18 protein-coding genes are annotated in these 19993 nt (G+C 68.1%); 6 read left to right on the forward strand and 12 right to left on the reverse strand.

Annotated elements, in window-relative coordinates; genetic code table 11:
* The 6 genes from OG801_RS03555 to gcvT all read right to left on the reverse strand — a co-directional run bounded on the left by OG801_RS03555 (window position 1) and on the right by gcvT (window position 4681).
* Window positions 1–492 (reverse strand): dihydrofolate reductase, encoded by a 492-nt coding sequence (locus OG801_RS03555; RefSeq protein WP_406033686.1) that lies wholly within the window; start codon window positions 490–492, stop codon window positions 1–3.
* A complete protein-coding gene (locus tag OG801_RS03560; RefSeq protein ID WP_355022008.1) occupies window positions 482–1276 on the reverse strand; it encodes a thymidylate synthase in 795 nt (264 codons plus the stop codon). Before OG801_RS03560 ends, OG801_RS03555 begins: the two co-directional genes overlap by 11 nt.
* Window positions 1277–1290: 14 nt before the next feature.
* Complete coding sequence (locus OG801_RS03565) at window positions 1291–2121, reverse strand: PhzF family phenazine biosynthesis protein (protein ID WP_406033689.1); 831 nt, start codon at window positions 2119–2121, stop codon at window positions 1291–1293.
* Between the two features lie 27 nt (window positions 2122–2148).
* A complete protein-coding gene (locus OG801_RS03570) occupies window positions 2149–3117 on the reverse strand; it encodes a DUF559 domain-containing protein (RefSeq protein WP_406033691.1) in 969 nt (322 codons plus the stop codon).
* A 164-nt stretch (window positions 3118–3281) separates the two neighbouring features.
* Complete coding sequence (locus tag OG801_RS03575) at window positions 3282–3539, reverse strand: hypothetical protein (protein WP_176883497.1); 258 nt, start codon at window positions 3537–3539, stop codon at window positions 3282–3284.
* Window positions 3539–4681, reverse strand: coding sequence for a glycine cleavage system aminomethyltransferase GcvT (gcvT, locus tag OG801_RS03580; RefSeq protein WP_355022012.1), 1143 nt, complete (start codon window positions 4679–4681; stop codon window positions 3539–3541). Before gcvT ends, OG801_RS03575 begins: the two co-directional genes overlap by 1 nt.
* A 77-nt stretch (window positions 4682–4758) precedes the next feature.
* Between gcvT and OG801_RS03585 the strand changes: the two genes are divergently transcribed.
* Both OG801_RS03585 and sucB read left to right on the forward strand, forming a co-directional pair.
* Window positions 4759–6300: a leucyl aminopeptidase gene (locus tag OG801_RS03585; protein ID WP_406033693.1), complete on the forward strand. Its 1542-nt coding sequence runs from the start codon at window positions 4759–4761 to the stop codon at window positions 6298–6300.
* A 216-nt stretch (window positions 6301–6516) separates the two neighbouring features.
* Window positions 6517–8238, forward strand: a complete 1722-nt coding sequence (gene sucB, locus OG801_RS03590) for a 2-oxoglutarate dehydrogenase, E2 component, dihydrolipoamide succinyltransferase (protein WP_406033695.1) — start codon at window positions 6517–6519, stop codon at window positions 8236–8238.
* Between the two features lie 66 nt (window positions 8239–8304).
* Here the strand turns inward: sucB and OG801_RS03595 are convergent, their stop codons facing one another.
* Window positions 8305–9048: a hypothetical protein gene (locus OG801_RS03595; RefSeq protein ID WP_406033697.1), complete on the reverse strand. Its 744-nt coding sequence runs from the start codon at window positions 9046–9048 to the stop codon at window positions 8305–8307.
* A 143-nt stretch (window positions 9049–9191) separates the two neighbouring features.
* Between OG801_RS03595 and lipB the strand changes: the two genes are divergently transcribed.
* The 3 genes from lipB to OG801_RS03610 all read left to right on the forward strand — a co-directional run bounded on the left by lipB (window position 9192) and on the right by OG801_RS03610 (window position 11704).
* Window positions 9192–9929: a lipoyl(octanoyl) transferase LipB gene (lipB, locus tag OG801_RS03600; protein WP_406033699.1), complete on the forward strand. Its 738-nt coding sequence runs from the start codon at window positions 9192–9194 to the stop codon at window positions 9927–9929.
* A gap of 81 nt (window positions 9930–10010) precedes the next feature.
* The gene (lipA, locus tag OG801_RS03605) at window positions 10011–10958 is read left to right on the forward strand and encodes a lipoyl synthase (RefSeq protein ID WP_406019959.1); all 948 of its coding nucleotides are present in this window, start codon (window positions 10011–10013) and stop codon (window positions 10956–10958) included.
* Between the two features lie 35 nt (window positions 10959–10993).
* A complete protein-coding gene (locus tag OG801_RS03610) occupies window positions 10994–11704 on the forward strand; it encodes a DUF4191 domain-containing protein (protein WP_160022402.1) in 711 nt (236 codons plus the stop codon).
* Window positions 11705–11836: 132 nt separating this feature from the next.
* Here OG801_RS03610 and OG801_RS03615 read toward each other — a convergent pair whose 3' ends face one another.
* The 4 genes from OG801_RS03615 to OG801_RS03630 form a co-directional block, all read right to left on the reverse strand.
* Window positions 11837–12415, reverse strand: coding sequence for a hypothetical protein (locus OG801_RS03615; RefSeq protein WP_406033701.1), 579 nt, complete (start codon window positions 12413–12415; stop codon window positions 11837–11839).
* Between the two features lie 264 nt (window positions 12416–12679).
* Window positions 12680–13522 (reverse strand): class I SAM-dependent methyltransferase, encoded by an 843-nt coding sequence (locus OG801_RS03620; RefSeq protein ID WP_406033703.1) that lies wholly within the window; start codon window positions 13520–13522, stop codon window positions 12680–12682.
* 75 nt (window positions 13523–13597) lie between these two features.
* Window positions 13598–14380: a DUF6612 family protein gene (locus OG801_RS03625; protein WP_355022019.1), complete on the reverse strand. Its 783-nt coding sequence runs from the start codon at window positions 14378–14380 to the stop codon at window positions 13598–13600.
* A gap of 64 nt (window positions 14381–14444) precedes the next feature.
* Window positions 14445–14918, reverse strand: a complete 474-nt coding sequence (locus OG801_RS03630) for an RDD family protein (RefSeq protein ID WP_355022020.1) — start codon at window positions 14916–14918, stop codon at window positions 14445–14447.
* A 212-nt stretch (window positions 14919–15130) separates the two neighbouring features.
* On the opposite strand from OG801_RS03630, the gene glnA reads away from it, so the two are divergent.
* Window positions 15131–16552 carry a type I glutamate--ammonia ligase gene (glnA, locus tag OG801_RS03635; RefSeq protein ID WP_355022021.1) on the forward strand — a complete coding sequence of 474 codons (1422 nt, stop codon included), beginning with the start codon at window positions 15131–15133 and terminating at the stop codon, window positions 16550–16552.
* A gap of 99 nt (window positions 16553–16651) precedes the next feature.
* Here the strand turns inward: glnA and OG801_RS03640 are convergent, their stop codons facing one another.
* Window positions 16652–19852, reverse strand: a complete 3201-nt coding sequence (locus tag OG801_RS03640; protein ID WP_406033706.1) for an AAA family ATPase — start codon at window positions 19850–19852, stop codon at window positions 16652–16654.
* Window positions 19853–19993: the final 141 nt, after the last annotated feature.

Consider the following 19993-nt stretch of genomic DNA (forward strand, 5'->3'; position numbering starts at 1 on the left):
TCAGGGAGCACGAGCGAGGAAGACGCGGTCGTACGCCTCGTGGGGCTCGCGCTTCGTCTCGACCCACTCCGCCTGCTCGAAGGGCGGGTAGAGGACGTCACCCTCGGGGGTCAGGTGGACCCGGGTGATGACCTGCTCGGTGGCGTACGGCATCGCTGCTGCGTAGACCTGCGCGCCGCCGGCGATGACCGTGTCGCCCTGCTCCTCCGCTGCCAGGGCGAGGGCGGAGTCGATGTCGTTGGCGACCAGCACGCCGTCGTACGACCAGGTCTTGTCGCCGGTCAGCACGACCGTCGTGCGGCCCGGCAGGGGGCGGCCGATGGACTCGAAGGTGGTGCGGCCCATGACGAGCGTGTGGCCCATCGTGATCGCCTTGAACTCGGCCTGCTCGCCGGGGATCTTCCAGGGGATGTCGGGGCCGTTGCCGATGACGCCGTTGTCGGCGACCGCCGCGACCATCACGACGCGCCCCGAACCGGCCTCAGACGGCAACGGGGGCCTTGATGCCGGGGGCGGGGTCGTAGCCCTCCACCGTGATGTCCTCGAGCTCGAACGCGTCGATGTCCTTGACGTCCGGGTTGAGCCGCAGCGTCGGCAGCGGCCCCGGCTTGCGGGTGAGCTGGAGACGGGCCTGCTCGAGGTGGTTGCTGTAGAGGTGGGCGTCGCCGAGCGTGTGCACGAAGTCACCGACCTCGAGCCCGGTCACGTGGGCGACCATGTGGGTGAGCAGGGCGTAGGAGGCGATGTTGAACGGCACCCCCAGGAATACGTCGGCGGAGCGCTGGTAGAGCTGCAGGCTCAGCTTGCCGTCGGCGACGTAGAACTGGCACAGCGTGTGGCACGGCGGCAGCGCCATGTCGTCGATGTCGGCCGGGTTCCAGGCGCTGATCACGTGGCGGCGGCTGTCGGGGTCGGTGCGGATCTGGTCGATGATCTTGGCGATCTGGTCGACGTGGCGCCCGTCCGGGGTCGGCCAGGAGCGCCACTGGTAGCCGTAGACCGGCCCCAGGTCGCCGTTCTCGTCGGCCCACTCGTCCCAGATCGTGATGCCCCGCTCCTGGAGCCAGCGCACGTTGGTGTCGCCGCGCAGGAACCAGAGCAGCTCCCCGAAGACCGATCGGGTGTGGACCTTCTTCGTCGTCAGCAGCGGGAAACCCTCGCTGAGGTCGTAGCGGGTCTGGTGACCGAAGACGCTGATCGTGCCCGTCCCGGTGCGGTCGGACTTCTCCACGCCCTCGTCGAGGATGCGGGTCAACAGATCGAGGTAGGACTGCACGACCCCACCCTAGGTCAGAGCTCCACCGTCCCGCGGATGGTGGTCAGTGTGTCTCCGCCCACCCACACCTGGTCCTCGACCCGCTCGACGTACACACGCCCCCGCCGCTTCATCACGGTCCCCTGAGATGCGACGTACGCCTCGGGGAGCTGCGTCCCCGCCAGCCACTGCCCCAGCGCGGCGTTGAGCGACCCGGTGACCGGATCCTCGAAGGCGACACCGTCGGCCGGGAAGTACGCCCGGACCTCGACCGCGCACTCGCTGCCCTCGGGGTAGCGCCCGACGAGACCGACCTTGTGACTCCCCAGAGCGGCGTGGTCGGGCGTCACGGCCAGCACGGCGTCCGCGTCGGCGAGCATCACGCCGACCCAGCCCGGTCCGTTGTCGCACCACCGCGCGTCCTTGATCTCGCCGCGCTCGATCTGCAGGCCCTTCGCGATGGCGCCCAGGGTGTCCTCGTCGACCTCGCCGCCGCGGCGCAGCTCCGGCGCCGCGAACGCGATCCGCTCCTCACGGCGCAGCTCGACCAGACCGACGCCGCACTCCTGCACCAGACTCGCGCCCTTGGGCTTCCCGCCCGCCTCCAGCCACGCGTGCGCCGACCCGAGCGTCGGGTGACCGGCGAACGGCAGCTCGCCGCTGACCGTGAAGATCCGGAGCCGGTAGTCGGCAGCCGGGTCCGTCGGGGTCAGCAGGAACGTGGTCTCGGACAGGTTGGTCCACCGCGCGAAGGCAGCCATCTGCTCGTCGGTGAGGCCGTCGGCCCCGTGTACGACGGCGACCGGGTTGCCCAGCAGCGGCTCGTTGGTGAAGACATCGACCTGGCGGAACTCATAGGCAGTCACGCGCCCGAGGCTACTGGTCGGATCGGATCAGGGACGGCCTGGGAAGTGGAGCTGCCATTGAGGGGACAGGTGAGTCGATACGCCGGGGAGGCGCCTTGCCACCAGCTGGCGGTGGATTCGCTTCAGGGTGTTGCCCGGGGTGTTGTAGATGTCCTTGGCGATGAAGACGAGGATGCGCCAGCCGTCGTCGTCGATCTTCTCCCGGCGGCTGATGTCCGACTCCCACTGGTCCTCGCGTTCGACGTGCTGGCGGCCGTCGTACTCGACGATCAGCTTGATCGACGGCCAGCACAGGTCGTACTTGCGAAAGTCGAGTTCGCTCTCCTCCCCCACCAGCTGATTGACCAACGGCTCGGGGAGACCGGCGAGCACGATCAGCATTCGCAGGCGGGTCTCCATCGGGGAGTCGACGCCGGTACGCACGTAAGTCAGCGCCCGACGAGCGGCCGCCGCTCCTGGGCCCGTCGCCTTGGCGCAGTAACGCTGGAGACGGGCTAGCCCGTTGGGGTTCTTCCGCACCAGATAGTCACCGACCACGACGAGGTCGACCAGTGAGAGCAGCGTGGCGAGCTCGACGAAGTTCTGCTCGATCATCGAGACCCGCACACCGCCCACGGTCCTGACCTCCACTTTCGGCGCGCAATGACAGACGACCCCAGCGATCCGGTGACGGTCCTTCTGCGTCATCACGGTGACGTGCTCACCCGGCAGCGCCGGCAGCGGGAGCCCCGATATCCGGGCCGCGGTCGCGTGGCTGGCGAAGGCGGTGTCGGCGTAGGTCTTAAGCGCCGCTTCGGCCCGAATCAGCGGGGTCAGCTCGACATCTGCCGCCACGAAGACGCCGGTGTGCAGGCGTACGAACCCCGGCCCGCGGAGCCGGTTCGGCGTGATTCCCGCCGCCAGCGCTTGCTTTCGAGTGAACGGACGAGACGGGTCGAACGGCACCTCGTCGGACTCGACGTCAGGGGCCGGCTCGGAACCAGCTGATGCGCTCACCCCGACAGCATCGGACAATCCCGCAAACCCTGCAGAAGTTATCCACAGGCCCCACCGTGACGGTTCGGAGCCAACGACAACGCCCCTCAAGGGTCAAGGTGGTGGTCGCATCGAGGGAAGAGACCACCGCATCGACCCTTGAGGGGCGAGGTCGTGGATGTGCGTCAGGCCGTGAGCTTCATCGGGCCGTAGACCTGCCGGTCGTGCTCGAAGAGCACCACCGCGGCCACGCCGGCGTCCAGGAGGTCCTGCCAGACCTCGCCCACCCACGACTCGGCGTCGCTCTGGTTGGCGAAGCGCTGGCCGGCGAGGTCTCCGTCGACCGACACCTCGGCACCCGAGGCATCGACGAGCTGCCACCACCACGGCCGGTCGGCGGCCGACGGCTGCTTGAAGACGGACGGCACGTCGGGGATGCTCATCAGCCCTCCCGAACGTGCGAAGGGACGAAGGGAGGCTTGGTGAGCTGGAAGATCTCGCGGCGGCCGCGTACGTCGATGCCGATCTCGGCCTCGGGGTTGACCGTGGTCGAGACGAGCACCAGGCCGACGCCCTTCTTCAGCGTGGGCGAGAAGGTGCCGGAGGTGACCTCGCCGACCGGCACGTCGGCGGTCAGGGAGGCGGTCATGTGTGGACGTGGGATGCCTCGCCCGACTGCGACGATGCCGCGCAGGGCGCGCTTCGGGCCGGCCTCCTTCTCGGCGACCAGCTTGTCGCGGCCCCAGAAGGCATCCTTCTTCCAGCCGACGGCCCAGCCGATGCCGGCCTCGTTGGGAGTGACGTCGAGGGCGATGTCCTGCCCGTGGAGCGGGTAGCCCATCTCCGTACGCAGGGTGTCGCGGGCGCCGAGGCCGCACGGCACCGCGCCGAGCTCCTCGCCCCGGGACAGGAGCGCGTCCCAGAGGGCGCCGGCGGCCTCGTTGGCGACGATCAGCTCGTAGCCGCGCTCGCCGGAGTAGCCGGAGCGGCACACGACCACGCCGATCTCGTCACCGAGTACGTCGGGAGCGGCCGCCTCCACGAAGGACATGTATTCGTGACCGGCCGGCAGCCCGACCGCCTCGAGCAGCTCGTCGGACTTCGGCCCCTGGACGGCGAGCACCGCGTAGTCGCGGTGGTGGTCGGCGAGGTTGATCCCCTCGGGCGCGGCCTCCTGGAGCCGGCGCACGACCTCCGGTGTGTTGGCGGCGTTGGGAACGATCAGGACGTGCTCGTCGTCGCGGTAGTAGGCGATCAGGTCGTCGACGATGCCGCCGGTCTCCTCGTCGCAGCACAACGTGTACTGGGCCTTGCCCGGCTTGATCCGGTTGAGGTCGTTGGTGAAGGACGCGTTGACGAAGTCGGCCGCACCCGGCCCGCTGATCATGACCTTGCCCAGGTGGCTGACGTCGAAGACCCCGACGGCCTCACGGACCGCCGTGTGCTCCTTGACGACGCCGGAGTACTCCAGCGGCATCGACCAGCCGCCGAACTCAGCGAACTTCGCGCCGAGCCCGACGTGGTTTTCGTGCAGAGGGGACTGGAGCAGCTCCGACCCGCCCCCCGTGGAGGTCTCTTCAGCCATACCGCGAACTTATCGCACCAGGCCGACACTCCCCGGTCCGCGCCCCCTCCGGGCGCGCCACACCTAGACTGCACGGCGTGACCCTGCCTGACATCACCTACACGCTGCGTACCGCCTCCCCTGCCAAGACCCGTGCCGAGGCGGTCGTCGTCGGCATCGGCCAGGGCGCGAAGGCTGCCGAGGTGACCGCCGGCGCGGAGGACGTCAAGGACGCCTACGGTCGCCGGTGGCGCGGGATGCTCGCCACCCTCGGTGTCAGCGGCAAGGCCGGCGAGGTCACCCGCCTGCCCGCCGGGACCGAGATCGGCGCCCAGCTCCTCGTGCTGGTCGGGCTCGGCAAGCCTGGTTCCGATGGGACCTACTCGGCCGATGCCGTACGCCGCGCCGCCGGCGCCGCCGCCCGCGCCGTGCCCAACGCGACCTCCGTCGCCGTGTCCCTTCCCGCCGACACCCCTGACCTGGTGCGTGCCGTCACCGAGGGCTACGTCCTCGGCGGCTACACCTACACCACCTATAAGTCGAGCACAGCGAAGTCGAGCAGCGGCAAGTCTGGTGGGGACAGCAACGGGCCGAGCGATGTCGCGATCCTGAGCGCGATCGCGCGGCGTACGGACGCGGTCACCGCCTTCGAGGAGGCGCAGATCCTCGCCCAGGCGGTCGCCGGCACGCGCGAGTGGGTCAACATCCCGCCGGCCGACCTGACTCCCCCGGCGTTCGCCGACGCCATCGCGCACGTGGCCGAGCTGGTCGAGGGCGTCGAGACGACCGTGTACGACGAGGAGCAGCTCGCCGAGCTCGGCTGCGGCGGCATCCTCGCGGTGGGCATGGGCTCGGCGGCAAAGCCGCGCCTGGTCGAGCTCACGTACTCCCCCGACGACAGTCGCGCGCACATCGCGCTGGTCGGCAAGGGGATCACCTTCGACTCCGGCGGCCTCACCATCAAGCCGGGCAGCTCGATGTCCACGATGAAGTCGGACATGGCCGGTGCCGCCGCGGTGGCCCAGGCGACCTTCGCGATCGCCCGCCTCGGGCTGCCGGTGAAGGTCTCCGCGTTCGTGCCGATGGCGGAGAACATGGTCTCCGGCTCGTCCTACCGCCCCGGTGACGTGGTCACCCACTACGGCGGCACGACCGTCGAGGTCTCCAACATGGACGCCGAAGGCCGGATGATCCTCGCCGACGCCCTCGTGCGGGCCACCGAGGTCTCGCCGGACCTGATCATCGACGTCGCCACCCTCACCGGTCACATGGTGATGGCGCTGGGTGACCGGGTCAGCGGCGTACTCGGCTCCGAGGACGTCGTCGACCGCGTCCTCGCCGCTGCCGATGTCGCCGGCGAGCAGATGTGGCCGATGCCCATCCCGGAATGGATGGACGAGCGAATCCGTTCCTCCAAGGTGGCCGACCTCAACCAGCACGACTGGATCCGCTGGGGCGGTGGGCTGTACGCCGCGGCATTCCTGCGCGAGTTCACCGGCGGTCTCCCCTGGGCCCACCTCGACATCGCCGGACCGTCCTTCAACAGTGGCGGCGCCTCCGGCCACCTCACTCCCGGAGGCACGGGTGTGGCGGTGGCAACACTGGTGGACTACGTACGCGAGATGGCTACCGATCAGTAGTGGTCCGGTTGACACAGCGCTGCGGGGGTAGTGACAAGATGGGCTCCGTGATCGACGCCCTTGGCCGCCCGTCTGGCGGCATCATGAGTGCGTCGGGCAGGTGTCGGCCCAGACCGATGCGACTCTCTCCTCGCCGAGCCCTTGGGCTCGGTCGTGGTGACGCGCGTGTCCGGACATACAAGTAGAGCAACGAACAGACGTAGAACGAAGGAATCCATGGCCACCGAAGTAACTCTCCCGGCACTCGGCGAGTCCGTCACCGAGGGCACCGTCACCCGCTGGCTCAAGCAGGTCGGCGACACGGTTGCGGTCGACGAGGCCCTGCTGGAGGTCTCCACCGACAAGGTCGACACCGAGATCCCCTCGCCGGTCGCCGGCACCCTGCTCGAGATCAAGGCGTCCGAGGACGACACCGTCGAGGTCGGTGGCCTGCTCGCCGTCATCGGCGCTGCCGACGAGGCCGGCGCCGCTCCCGCGGAGCCCGCCGCGCCTGCGGCCGAGCCCGCCGAGGCTGCCGCTCCCGCCCCGGCCGCCGGTGGCAACGCCACCGAGGTCGCCCTCCCCGCGCTGGGTGAGTCGGTCACCGAGGGCACCGTCACCCGCTGGCTCAAGCAGGTCGGCGACACGGTCGCCGTGGACGACGCGCTGCTCGAGGTCTCCACCGACAAGGTCGACACCGAGATCCCCTCGCCGGTCGCCGGCACCCTGCTCGAGATCAAGGTCGCCGAGGACGAGACCGTCGAGGTCGGCGCCGTGCTCGCGCTCGTCGGTGACGCCGGCGCCGCTCCGGCTGCCGAGCCCGCACCTGCCGCCCCGGCCCCGGAGCCCACTCCCGAGCCCGAGCCGGCTCCTGCCCCCGAGCCCGAGCCCGCTCCGGCCGCCGCCGCACCTGCTCCGGCGCCTGCCGCCCCGGCTCCGGCCCCGGCCGCGCCTGCCCCTGCTGCTCCGGCTCCGGCGGCCCCGGCTCACGCCGCGCCGTCCACCGATGCCTCCCCGGCGATCCAGCCCGGCGGCTACGTCACCCCGCTCGTACGCAAGCTCGCGGCCCAGCACAACGTCGACCTCGAGACCGTCCAGGGTTCGGGCGTCGGTGGCCGCATCCGCAAGGAGGACATCCTCCAGGCTGCCGCCGCCAAGTCGGCTCCGACCGCTGCCCCGGCAGCCGCAGCTCCGGCGGCCTCGGCCGCTCCGGCCGCTTCCTCCGCCGCTCCTGCGGCCCCGTCGCCGCTGCGTGGCACCACCGAGAAGATCTCGCGTCTGCGCAAGGTGATCGCCGAGCGGATGACCGAGTCGCTGCACACCGCGGCGCAGCTGACCCAGGTCATGGAGGTCGATGTCACCAACATCGCCCGCCTCCGTGAGGCCAACAAGGCCGGGTTCCTGCAGCGCGAGGGCGTCAAGCTGACCTACCTGCCGTTCTTCGCCAAGGCCGCGATCGACGCGCTCAAGGTGCACCCGAAGCTCAACGCCGGGATCGACATCGAGGCCGGCACGGTCACCTACTACGACCGCGAGAACATCGCCTTCGCCGTCGACACCGAGAAGGGTCTGCTGACCCCCGTCGTCAAGGACGCGGGCGACCTCTCGATCGCCGGCATCGCGAAGAAGATCGCGGACGTGGCCGACCGCACGCGCAACAACAAGATCACCCCGGACGAGCTCTCCGGCGGCACCTTCACGATCACCAACCTGGGTTCGTTCGGTGCGCTCTTCGACACCCCGATCATCAACCAGCCGCAGGTCGCCATCCTCGGCCCGGGTGCTGTCGTGAAGCGTCCGGTCGTCATCGACGACCCGGACCTCGGCGAGACGATCGCGGTGCGCTACATGGTCAACGTCGCGCTGACCTACGACCACCGCCTGGTCGACGGCGCCGACGCCGGCCGCTTCCTCCAGGACGTCAAGAAGCGCCTCGAGGCTGCTCAGTTCGAGATCTGAGCCGGTGAGCAACGAGCGGCGCGGTCCCCACGGGGCCGCGCCGCTCGTCATCTCACCTGGTGAGGGCTACATGTCCATGTCGGACATGTCGGTGATCTTGCCGCTCGGCTTCTCGATGGTCACCTGCTCGCCGTGAGCCGAGAAGCCGAAGTCGACCGTTCCAGAGTCGCCACCGTTCATCCGCAGACGCACCAGCTTGCCGTCGGAGTCGACGAAAACGTCGACCAATGAGCCCTCGGCCCCGAAGTCGGTCTCACCCGCAGAGAACGTGTAGTGCGCGGTGTCGATCTCTTCGACCGACTCCTCCCCGACGTACATCGTGCTGTCGGTTGCGATCGCCCTGGTGACGGACTCCAGGAAGAGGTGGGGCGGAGGCATCACGACAGCCATCAGGTTGGCGATTCCGCCCTTGACCCATTCGCCGTCCATGTTGGCGTACGCGACGTCCTCGAGAGTGACGAACTCGACGTTGGTCGGTCCCTCGAGGTCACTGACCTTGCCCTTCACGTGGAAGCCCAGCGGTTCCTGCTGAAAGTCCCCCTCGCCCATTCCCTCCGTCGACTCGCCATCCTCGACGGCGGTGATCTCCATCTCGACGTGGACTGTCGACATGGACTTGGCGGCCGCTTGCACGACCTTCTTGGCCTTGTCGGGTGTCAGCTTGGCGCCCGGCTCGAAGGCCGAGATGGCGGCGGTCGCGGCTTCGGCCTTCTTCTCGGCCGGCTCGCTGCCACAGGCCGCGACGGTGGACATCGCGGCGAGCGCGAGGACGACCGCCGCGAGGCGGCGCCGGTTCTGGGTGGTACGCACGTCTGTGTGCCTTTCAGTACTGATCCGATGACCGATCGCTCCCGAGCGCGGCCCGTCGAAACACGCGCATTCTGCGCACAATCTCTTTACCCCCCGCGGGGTTATCGCCAAACCGTTATCCGGCCCGGCGTACGATCTCAGGCGTGAGTGAGCTGCGCTTCGTTGAGGTCGGGACGATCGACTACCTGGACGCCTGGGAGCTGCAGAAGCAGGTCCATCAGCGCGTCGTCGACCGCGAAGAGGCCGACACGGTGCTGCTGCTCGAGCACCCGCCGACTTTCACCGCGGGGAAGCGTACGAAGCCGGAGGACCGGCCTGCGGATCCCGGCGGCGCCCCGGTGATCGACGTCGACCGCGGCGGTGAGGTGACCTTCCACGGCCCCGGCCAGATCGTCGCCTACCCGATCGTGCGGCTGCCGGAGAAGGTCAAGGTCGTCGACTTCGTACGCCGCCTGGAGCAGGCGATGATCCTGACCTGCGCCGAGTTCGGCGTCAGCGTCTACCGGGTCCCCGGCCGGAGCGGCGTGTGGCTGCCGGCGGGCGAGACCCCTGACGGCGTACGCCGCCTGGAGCGCAAGGTCGGAGCGATCGGGCTGCGGGTCAGCCAGCACGTGACCATGCACGGCATCGCGCTCAACTGCGACGTCGACCTGGGCTGGTACGAGCGGTTCGTGCCGTGCGGTATCTCCGACGCCGGCGTCACCACCCTCTCGATCGAGGCCGGGCGGCAGATCGGCAACGCCGAGGCGATGCCGGTGCTCCACGCGCAGATCGCCGAGATGCTCTCCTGGCGCGACTACGAGCAGGGCCCGAGCCTCGATGCCAAGCCCGACCCGGCGAAGACGCCACGGGTTCCGCTGCTCTCCCCCAGCCTGGGCTGAACGGGCCGGCCACGGTCGGTGTGACCGACCAGTAGCCGCCTGCCTTCGAGGTTCCACCACCACGCGGCGTACCCTTGTGGGGTGACTCAAGCTCCTGCCCCAGAAGGTCGCAAGCTCCTCCGTCTCGAGGTCCGCAACGCGCAGACTCCGATCGAACGCAAACCGGAGTGGATCAAGACCAAAGCGAAGATGGGGCCGGAATACAAGGAGCTCACCGCGCTGGTGAAGTCCGAGGGCCTGCACACGGTGTGCCAGGAGGCCGGCTGCCCCAACATCTTCGAGTGCTGGGAGGACCGCGAGGCCACCTTCCTCATCGGCGGCGACCAGTGCACCCGACGCTGCGACTTCTGCCAGATCGACACCGGCAAGCCGACCGACCTCGACCGCGACGAGCCCCGCCGCGTTGCCGAGTCCGTGCAGACCATGGGCCTGAAGTACGCCACCATCACCGGCGTCGCCCGTGACGACCTGGCCGACGGCGGCGCCTGGCTCTACGCCGAGACGGTCAAGCAGATCCACGAGCTCAACCCCGAGACCGGCGTCGAGAACCTCATCCCCGACTTCAACGGCATCCCGGAGCTTCTCCAGGAGGTCTTCGAGTCCCGTCCCGAGGTCCTCGCGCACAACGTCGAGACCGTCCCGCGGATCTTCAAGCGGATCCGTCCGGCGTTCCGCTACGAGCGCAGCCTCGACGTGATCACCCAGGCTCGCGACTTCGGCCTGGTGACGAAGTCCAACCTGATCCTCGGCATGGGCGAGACCCGCGAAGAGGTCTCCGAGGCTCTGCGCGACCTGCACGCAGCCGGCTGCGAGCTGATCACGATCACGCAGTACCTGCGCCCGAGCGTGCGTCACCACCCCGTCGAGCGGTGGGTCAAGCCCGAGGAGTTCATCGAGCTCCAGGCCGAGGCCGAGGAGATCGGCTTCTCCGGCGTCATGTCCGGTCCACTCGTTCGTTCGTCCTACCGCGCCGGTCGGCTGTACCGTCAGGCGATCGAGGCGCGAGACACCGCTGCTGCCACAGCCTGACGCAGCGTACGAAATCTGAAGACTGAAAGAGGAAGATGTCCCAGACCGACCCGAGCACCATGAGTCGCCGCCAGCAGATGGTGGAGACCTACAAGCTCACCAAGCAGTCAGACCCCAAGATCGGCCTCATCCTCGGCTCGATCTTCGTGGTCGTCGCCGCGGTCGCCGGCGTGATCTTCTGGTTCCTGCCCGGCGAGGGCATCTTCTCCTGGATCTTCACGATCGTCGGTGCCCTGCTGGCCGGCCTCCTCGCCGCGATGGTGGTCTTTTCGCGGCGCGCGCAGAAGGTGATGTACGCCCGGCTCGAGGGCCAGGTCGGTGGCGGGTACGCCGCCCTGACCATGCTCCGCCGAGGCTGGACCGTCACCCAGGCCGTGGGCGTCGAGCCGCGCAGCCAGACGCTGGTCCACCGCGTGGTCGGCCCTCCGGGAGTCGTCCTCGTCGGCGAGGGCAACAGCCCGAGCAAGGTCCGCTCGCTGCTGGCCAGCACCAAGCGCACCCACGCCCGCGTCCTGGGCGAGGTGCCGATCACGACCGTCGTCGCCGGCAACGGTGAGGACGAGGTGCCGCTGCCGCAGCTGACCAAGCACGTCACCAAGATCGGCCGCAAGGTCGCCGGCCCCGAGATCACCGACATCCTCAACCGCCTCAAGGCCGTCGACGCCACCCGCGGCACCATGCCGATCCCGAAGGGCCCCGTCCCGACCTCGATGAAGGGCATGCGCGGCAACCTCCGCGGCCGCTGACCGTTCTTGCGTGGATAGTCCGGGACGTTCCGGTCCATTACTCACGGGTACATGGGCCGGAACGTCCCGGACTACATTTCCAAGTCGAGTTCCATCGCTGTCAGCTCGCCTCGCGCCGCTCCCGCGGCACCCTCAAACTGACGGAGTCTCGATCGTGAAGTCCTCGTCGTTGTTGCTGAAGTCGATCCGCATGGAGAAGTCCGGCACGGTGTCCTCCGGATCGAACACGATCGAGACCGGATCGCCCTCGTCGTCAGTCCAGAAGTACGCATCGACCACCTCCGGAAGGTCAACCTCCGCAAGCTCCGCGACGCCTGCGAGCGCATCTCCCAGCCCTCCGACCGGAAGGGTCAGCAGGTATCTAGGTCCTTCCATTGCCCCCGACGGATCGTCGCCCTCGTAGGTCGCACTGTCCAGGTCCCGCGCGATGGTTTCCACCATGTCCAACGGGCGAGCGATCTGGTCGCGCAACGCGAGTTCCTTGATGTTTGACGCCCGGATCCAGTTCTCGTCCGCGCCATAGTCGGTGTAGCTCAGGTACGCCTCGTCGCTGTCAGGAACCCTCACATCGACGACCTTCGAGCCAAGCTTCTTGCCGGCGAAACTCCATCTCGATTGCGAGGGCACCTCTTCCCCTACCGTCGCATCGGCGTCCAGCGAGATATAGTTCGCCTCGTCGGGCGTCGGACCAACGATCATCGACAGCTTCATGTGGGTGGACTCGATCCGCTCAAGCGAGCTCTTGAGTACGTCAGTGGATTCCTGCGAAGTAGAGGCCTCCTGACCACATCCCACTAACGCGACAAGGCACATAGATACGAGTGCAGGTCCAACTAGTGAATACGTCAATCGACGATCTTTGTGCACGCGCAACGCCTTCCAATACCTTGCCATCACCGAACGGTCCATGGATGGTCACACATCGTTCCCCGACGCGAGGGCGAAGTTCCAGAAGCGTTGCACGACCAATACCAGTCACCCGGACCGGCGTGCCCGGATCGCGTAGAGAAGCGGGATCCGGGGCGCCTGCTCGGGCAGCCTGAACCAGCCGTCGTCTCCCGCCACCATGGACGGGAAGCGAGGCCACGGCAGCCGCTCGTCCTCGCGTACGACCTCGATCCGCAGGCCCGCACCGGCGAGGGCGGTGACGACCTCGCCGGCCCCGTGGCGCCACTCGTACGCCGTCGTGGCGCTGCTCAGCGCCGGGCCGTCGGTGTAGGTGCGGGTCGAGTCCTTCGCGATCGCGCCCCGGCCCGAGAGGTAGTCGTGGCGCAGCTCCAGGGAGTCCTCCCTACCCGGCTCCGGCACCTCGCCGAGGGCGTCGAGGAGCGGGTGGAACTCGGCCAGGTAGAGGAACCCGCCGGGCTTGAGCAGGTCGTGGACGACCCGTGCCCACAGGTCGATGTCGGGTAGGTAGCAGACCGCGCCCTTACCGGTGTAGACGACGTCGAACCGGCCGGCGCCCAGGACCTCGACGGCGTCGTGGACGTCGGCCTCGTGGTAGTCGACGGCCAGCCCGCGCTCGGCGGCGATCCGGCGCGCTGCGGCCACCGCCTCGGCCGAGATGTCCAGCCCGTACGTCACCGCACCCCGCTGCGCGAACGCCACCGTCTCGGTGCCGAGATGACACTGCAGATGCACGACCTCGCGTCCCGACAGCTCACCGAGGTCGCTCCACTCGTAGTCGGCGAACCACGACTCGGCGGGCCTCGACCCGTCGATGCCGTAGAAGGCGCTGGCGACGTGGATCGGCGTACGGGCGTCCCAGTTGGCTCGGTTGGCCTCGATCTGCCGGGTGCTTTCGGGGTCGAGAGTCATGCCGACACAGTGCCACGAAATGGAGCAGGGCCGGTCCCCGTTCGGGGACCGGCCCTGCTGCGTACGAACTGGCTGTCAGCCGGCCATGCTCGGCATGTCGGTGACCTGGTCCGCCGGCGGCGCCTCGATGGTCACGTCCTCGCCGTGCTTGGACAGCATCATCTCGACGGTGCCCATGTCGCCCATACCGACCTCGGCCTTGCGGAGCAGGCCGTCGGCGTCGACCCAGATGTCCTGGTCGATCGTCTCGGGCATGCCCTTGGTGCTGTCGGCGCCGAGGCTCTCGGCGAGCCCGGCGGAGTCGACGGTGAAGCTGTAGTGCTTGGTGTCGGTGCCGTCGACCTTCTCCTCACCCTCGAACTTGGAGGACTTGATCGACTCCTCCATCCCGTCGAAGAAGGCGAGCGGGTTGCTCATCGACTCCAGGCTGGTCCCGCCCATCTTGGCGAGGTCTTCGGCGCTCGCGGTCATCCACGAGTCGCCCATCATGCCCTTGATGTAGATCTTCTCGTCGACAAGGATCGTCTCCAGATCCATGTTCATCGAGCCACCACTCATCTTCATGGTGGAGTGCTGCGCCGGCGGCTCCTTCTGGATGTCGCCCTCGCCGGTCATCGAGACCGTCTGACCCGACGCCTTCGCGTCCATCTTCGTGGTGAAGTGGGCGGTGTCGATGTCAGTCGCCTTCTTCATCACCTCGGTCATCTCCTCGGCCGAGACCGAGTCACCCTCGCTGGCGCCGCCGGCTCCTCCACCGCCACCGCAGGCCACCAGGCCCGAGAGCGATACGGCCAGCACGCCTGCGACAGCGGCGCGGCGCCAGAGGCCACGTGGCCCGAGAGTACGGTTGAGCGTCATTGAGCTTCCCTTCGTGTTTGCCGCTGCTTGCGGCTGACCGGTCAAACCTACCCCCGGATGCCTCTCAACCAACCCGGCGAAACACGTGTCGATAGGTCTGAAGCGTGACGGTCGCCGTACCTGCCGCAAGATCGTGGAGCCCGCGGCGGTCAGGACGGAAGACCAGCGGCGGTACGACGAGGACGACCAGGATCTGACGGGCGATGCTCCGCAGCGGATCGAGCGGGCGTACGTCCGGCTCACCGGCCGTGACCCGCACCGTACGCAGGCGAGTGACGAGCTTGCCGAAGGAGCCGCCGCCGAGCGTGGTGAAGACCGCCGTCTGCACGATGAAGACGACCAGGATCCACAGGTTGTCGGACGGCCGCGGGTCGACACCGGCGAGCAACGACCCGAACGGCAGCGCCCGTACGCCGAGGAAGACCGACGCCACCAGCGACGACGTGAGCCAGTCGATGAACAGGGCCAGGACGCGCCTGCCCCAGCTCGCAGTGTCATAAGGCAGAGTGGGCGTCGCAGGAGTGGCGGAACTGGTCACGTCGTAAGGGTAGGCGGCAACGTCTTGAGGGGTGAGATCCGGGATGGTTGCCGATCAAATCACACAACCTGTTACACGCCTGAAACATTTGCGACACTCCTGTGCAACCGTCCCTTCGTAATTTGCGTGGCACGGTCGGATCCATGAGGGTCCGGCCTCGATCGCGAGAGACCTATCTGGCTCTGCCCGACCGGGTGAGCCAAGGAGGATTGATGTTCAGCACTGACGACGAACTCTTGAAGTTCATCTCTGACGAGGGGGTCGAGTTCGTCGACATCCGTTTCGTCGACCTGCCTGGCGTCCAGCAGCACTTCACGGTGCCCGTGTCGTCGTTCAACCTGGAGCCGATGGCCTTCGACGGTTCGTCGATCCGTGGTTTCCAGACGATCAACGAGTCCGACATGGCGCTCTACCCGGACGTCACGACTGCGTACATCGACCCGTTCCGCGCCGCGAAGACCCTCGCGCTGATGTACTTCGTGCACGACCCGATCACCGGGGAGGCCTACTCTCGCGACCCGCGCAACATCGCGCGCAAGGCTCTGGCGTACCTCGCCTCGACCGGCATCGGTGACACCGCCTTCTTCGCCCCCGAGGCCGAGTTCTTCATCTTCGACAAGGTCGCCTACAACACCTCCGAGGGCGAGTCGTTCTACAAGATCGACTCCGTCGAGGCCTGGTGGAACTCGGGCGCCGACAAGAACCCCGACGGCTCGAACAACCTGGGCTACAAGACGCGCTACAAGGGCGGCTACTTCCCGGTCTCCCCCACCGACCACTTCGCCGACCTGCGCGACACGATGGTCAAGAACCTCGAGGCCTCCGGCCTGCTCGTCGAGCGCGCCCACCACGAGGTCGGCACCGCCGGCCAGGCGGAGATCAACTACAAGTTCGACACGCTGCTCAAGGCTGCCGACGATGTCATGAAGTTCAAGTACATCGTCAAGAACACCGCCTGGGAGGCCGGCAAGACGGTCACCTTCATGCCGAAGCCCGTCTTCGGCGACAACGGCTCGGGCATGCACGTCCACCAGTCGATCTGGAACGCCGGCGAGCCGCTGTTCTACGACGAGACCGGCTACGGCGGCCTCTCCGACATGGCCCGCTGGTACATCGGCGGCGTCCTGAAGCACGCCCCCTCGGTGCTGGCGTTCACCAACCCGACCGTGAACTCCTTCCACCGCCTGGTGCCGGGCTTCGAGGCTCCGATCTCGCTGGTCTACTCCTCGCGCAACCGCTCCGCCGCGGTCCGCATCCCGATCACCGGCACCAACCCGAAGGCCAAGCGCGTCGAGACCCGGTTCCCGGACCCGTCCTCGAACCCGTACCTCGCCTTCTCGGCCCTGCTCCTCGCCGGCATCGACGGTATCCAGAACAAGATCGAGCCGCCCGCTCCGATCGACAAGGACATCTACGAGCTGCCGCCGGACGAGATGGCCGAGATCAACCAGGTGCCGACCTCCCTCGGTGCCGTCCTGTCGGCTCTGGAGAACGACCACGACTTCCTCACCGTGGGCGACGTCTTCACCCCCGACCTGATCGAGACCTGGATCGACTACAAGACCAACGACGAGATCCTCCCGATCCAGCTCCGCCCGCACCCGCACGAGTTCGAGCTCTACTACGACATCTGAGCCGACCGCTCTGCTGTCCGACTCCGAAGGCCCCGGGTTACCCGGGGCCTTCGGCCATTTCGAGGTTGTTCGCCAGTGGGCATCGACCATCCTGTGGGGTCACGAGCTGCGATCCAGCCCAAGGAAGTCGTCCGAGCGGCGGACGAACAGGTACGCCTGCTGAGCGATCGCTGTCTCTCGCGCCTGCGCTGCGGCCAGGTGCACGGCGTCCAGAGGATCACCGAGTTCGAGCCGCAGCCTCGCGCGCATCAGCTGTACGAACGCAGCCGCATAGCGCTGCCCATACGCTTCGATCGAGGCGTCGGCTCGCCTGAGAGCGTCAGCGGCCTCGTGAAGCCGCCCGCGTGCGAGATACATCTCGCTGAGGAGAGCCAACCAGGTGGTCAGGCCGGATCGCGGAGGGTCGGCCAGGTTCGACTCGATGAGTGCTTCTGCCTGGCTCAGCGACCGATCTGCGTCCCGGCCGGTGACCGCCTGTGCCCAGCAACGCCCTAGCCGCTGGTAGGCCCCGAGGAAGCGGAACGAGTAATCCGGATCTGCTGCGATACCTCGCTCGGCGGCGCGTAGCGCCCAGGAAGGGTCAGCCATCAGCGCCGCGGCCGTGACCGCGAACGCGGACCACACGGTGACGTCGTAGGAGTGATTGCCGGCATCGCTCTCGATCCGGTCGAACATGCCCCGGGCGTCCTCGACCTTGCCGTGCAACGCGGTGTTGAGCGCGAGCATCGCCGGCGACAGCAGTTGTAGGTCATGGCGCAGCTGGTCCTGGTCGAGGGAGTTCGCCCGTTCGGCGACGACGGCGTTCGACTCGCTGAGGTGTCGATATGCCTCGCCGATGTTCCCGATGTCCCACTGGTGGATCCCCCACGCGTGCCGTCCGTACGCCTGCACGACCGGGTCGTCGGACCGTTCGCTGTCCGCAAGGAGCCGGTGAGCGAGCAGCCCGCTGCGGTCGAGCTGAATGGCTTGGGAATGAGCGGCCCAGTGGGAGAAGAGGAAGTCCGCTGCCTCTCGCTCTCGGCCGAGCCCCCGGGCGGCCCGTTCAGAGCGTTCGAGCAGATCCAACGTGGCGTCAGCGCTACCCATGTAGCCGGTCTGCATCCCGATGACGGCGACAAGCTGTGACAGCGCGGACAGCTCGAGCTCATGCAGACCAGCCGAGCGCGCGATGCCGGCCGCGGCCTCGAGATGAGGAACCGCCGCGTCGAAGGCGGACTGCGCGACGGCCCTTCGACCAGCACGGACGAGCGCGGTCGTGGTCCGCGCCGGGTCTGCGAGCGGACCGGCCAGCCACAGGTGGTGGGCAAGTCGTTCGGTGACCGCGTCGTCGTCTCCGCGGATCCCTTCCAACGCATCGGCGATCTGGACGTGCAGCCGTCCGGTCGAGAGCAGGCGCGAGGCGGTCTGGTGCACAGACTCGCGAACCAGGTCGTGCACGAACCGCACCGAAAACGGTCTCCCCTCGACCAGCTCGACCAGGCCTTGCGAATCGGCGGGCGCGAGCAGCGCCATGCAGGTGGTCACGTCGACCTGGGCTGCGCGCGCCAACAGACGAATGTCCACCTCCCGTCCGACGAGCGCTGCGATCTCCACGAGCCTCTTCGTCTCGTGGTCGAGGATGGCGAGACGGTCTCGTACGATGTCGCGCACCGTGGACGGGACGCCGGTGCGCGCCAGAGCGTCCTCGCCGGCCGCAGCATCGAGTTCGCTCTCAGCCAGGAGGCGGGCCAGCTCGCGCACGAAGAACGGGTTGCCCTCGGTGCGCGCCTGAATGCAGCGAGCGACGTACGGGCTCGGGGCCTGTCCGGTCTCGCGACGGACGAGCTCACCCACTTCGGCCGGCTGCAGCGGACCGACCCGGATGCGCTGGTGATGCGGCAGGCGCCCGACCGCCGCGAGCGTCCCGCGCAGCCCGTCCCCTGGTGTAGGAGCCCGATCACGCAAGAGACCCGCAAGGACGACCCCGTTCGGTTGCTGAGTCGCCACGTGCGTGAACAACTGCAGCGAGGCGACGTCGGCCCATTGCAGGTCGTCGATCACCAACACGACCGGGCGCTCGACGGAGGCTCCCCGGATGAGGTCGACGGTCTGTTCGAACAGGCGGAACTGGGCGCCGCTGTCGGGAAGCACGGCGCCACCGAGAAGGTTGTCCGGGCGTGGGTCGAGGAGGCGCTCGATCTCCCCGCTGCCCAAGCCCGCGCGTGCGGGCTCGGGCTGGCTCGCCAGAAGGTCGGAGATCAGACGAGTCCATGGCCACAGGGCTGGGGTGCCCTCGTGGTTCAGGCAACGTCCCCACACAACCAGCGCCCCGCGGCGCTCTGCGTCCTTGGTGAACTCGAGGAAGAGGGAGGTCTTCCCCGCTCCTGGTTCCCCTTCGGCGGTGATCAGAGCTGCTTTCCCCGCCGCCACCGACTCGAGCGACCGAGCTAGCAGCGCACGTTCCTCGCCGCGACCGATGAGTGAGGCGCCAGATCGGTCATCGCCCTGCTCCCCGCCTCGGACGCTGGCCTGTTGCAGGACGCGCGCGCGGACGGCGAGGAGCGCGTCGCCCGCGGCCACGCCGAGATCGTCGGCGAGCCGCGCCCGGACGGTCTCGAAGACGGAGAGTGCTTCAGCCTGCTTGCCTGCAGCGGCGAGGACCGTCATGAGGCTGGCTTGTACGGGCTCGTGGAGAGGCGCCATCCACGCAGCCAGGCGCAGGGGTTGGACGACCTGCATGGAAAGGCGCTGGGTGTCGGCCAGTTCCCCAACCGCGACACAAGCGTCGAAGAACTCCTCGTTGATGCCGGAGAACAGTGGGGACGCGGTCAGGCCCAGGCCGAGGCCGTCGCCTGCCGGGCCGTGCCAGAGACCGATTGCCTGGACGTACTGGTCGAACGCCTCGTCGCGCTCGCCCGAGGCAAGATGGGTCTTGGCGTTCTCCACGTACGATCTGAACTCGACAAGGTCCACCGTGGCGGTCGGCCCGACGAATGCGTAACCGCCACCTCTGCGGACGATGAAGCTCCCTGCCCCGCGCGCCGGAAGATCGGGTTCGAGCATGCGGCGGATGGCCCCGACGTGCTTCTGTACGGTGTTGATCGCCGACATCGGGACGTTCTCGTCCCAGAGCAGGTCAACAAGCTCCGACATGCTCGTCGGTCGTCCCGCCCTCGCCAGGAGCAGAGCCAGCAGGTATGCCTGCTGGGGCGGGCCGGTCTCCAGTTCCACATCATCGCGGTATGCACGCAACGGCCCGAGAAGCTGAAGGCGTACCGGACTCTCCGGACCCGAGCTCTCGGTGATCGAGGTGTCTTCCATCGTGAGTCCTCAGGGCGCTGGCGGATGGCCCACACCCCGAAGACCGGACCTCGACCTCAGCGTATGCGTACGCCGACCGCGGCGCAGCCCCTGCAATGAAGCAGTCTCCACGAAATCTCCACTGATCATCCAGTGGCGCTT

Source organism: Nocardioides sp. NBC_00163 (assembly GCF_045206295.1).
Classification (GTDB): domain Bacteria; phylum Actinomycetota; class Actinomycetes; order Propionibacteriales; family Nocardioidaceae; genus Nocardioides.

Coding starts and splice junctions, on each gene's coding strand:
- OG801_RS03575 (WP_176883497.1), bottom strand. CDS start 3,539: ATGAGCATCCCCGACGTGCCGTCCGTCTTCAAGCAGCCGTCGGCCGCC.
- gcvT (WP_355022012.1), bottom strand. CDS start 4,681: ATGGCTGAAGAGACCTCCACGGGGGGCGGGTCGGAGCTGCTCCAGTCC.
- sucB (WP_406033695.1), top strand. CDS start 6,517: ATGGCCACCGAAGTAACTCTCCCGGCACTCGGCGAGTCCGTCACCGAG.
- OG801_RS03610 (WP_160022402.1), top strand. CDS start 10,994: ATGTCCCAGACCGACCCGAGCACCATGAGTCGCCGCCAGCAGATGGTG.
- OG801_RS03615 (WP_406033701.1), bottom strand. CDS start 12,415: ATGAAGCTGTCGATGATCGTTGGTCCGACGCCCGACGAGGCGAACTAT.
- OG801_RS03620 (WP_406033703.1), bottom strand. CDS start 13,522: ATGACTCTCGACCCCGAAAGCACCCGGCAGATCGAGGCCAACCGAGCC.
- OG801_RS03625 (WP_355022019.1), bottom strand. CDS start 14,380: ATGACGCTCAACCGTACTCTCGGGCCACGTGGCCTCTGGCGCCGCGCC.
- glnA (WP_355022021.1), top strand. CDS start 15,131: ATGTTCAGCACTGACGACGAACTCTTGAAGTTCATCTCTGACGAGGGG.
- OG801_RS03640 (WP_406033706.1), bottom strand. CDS start 19,852: ATGGAAGACACCTCGATCACCGAGAGCTCGGGTCCGGAGAGTCCGGTA.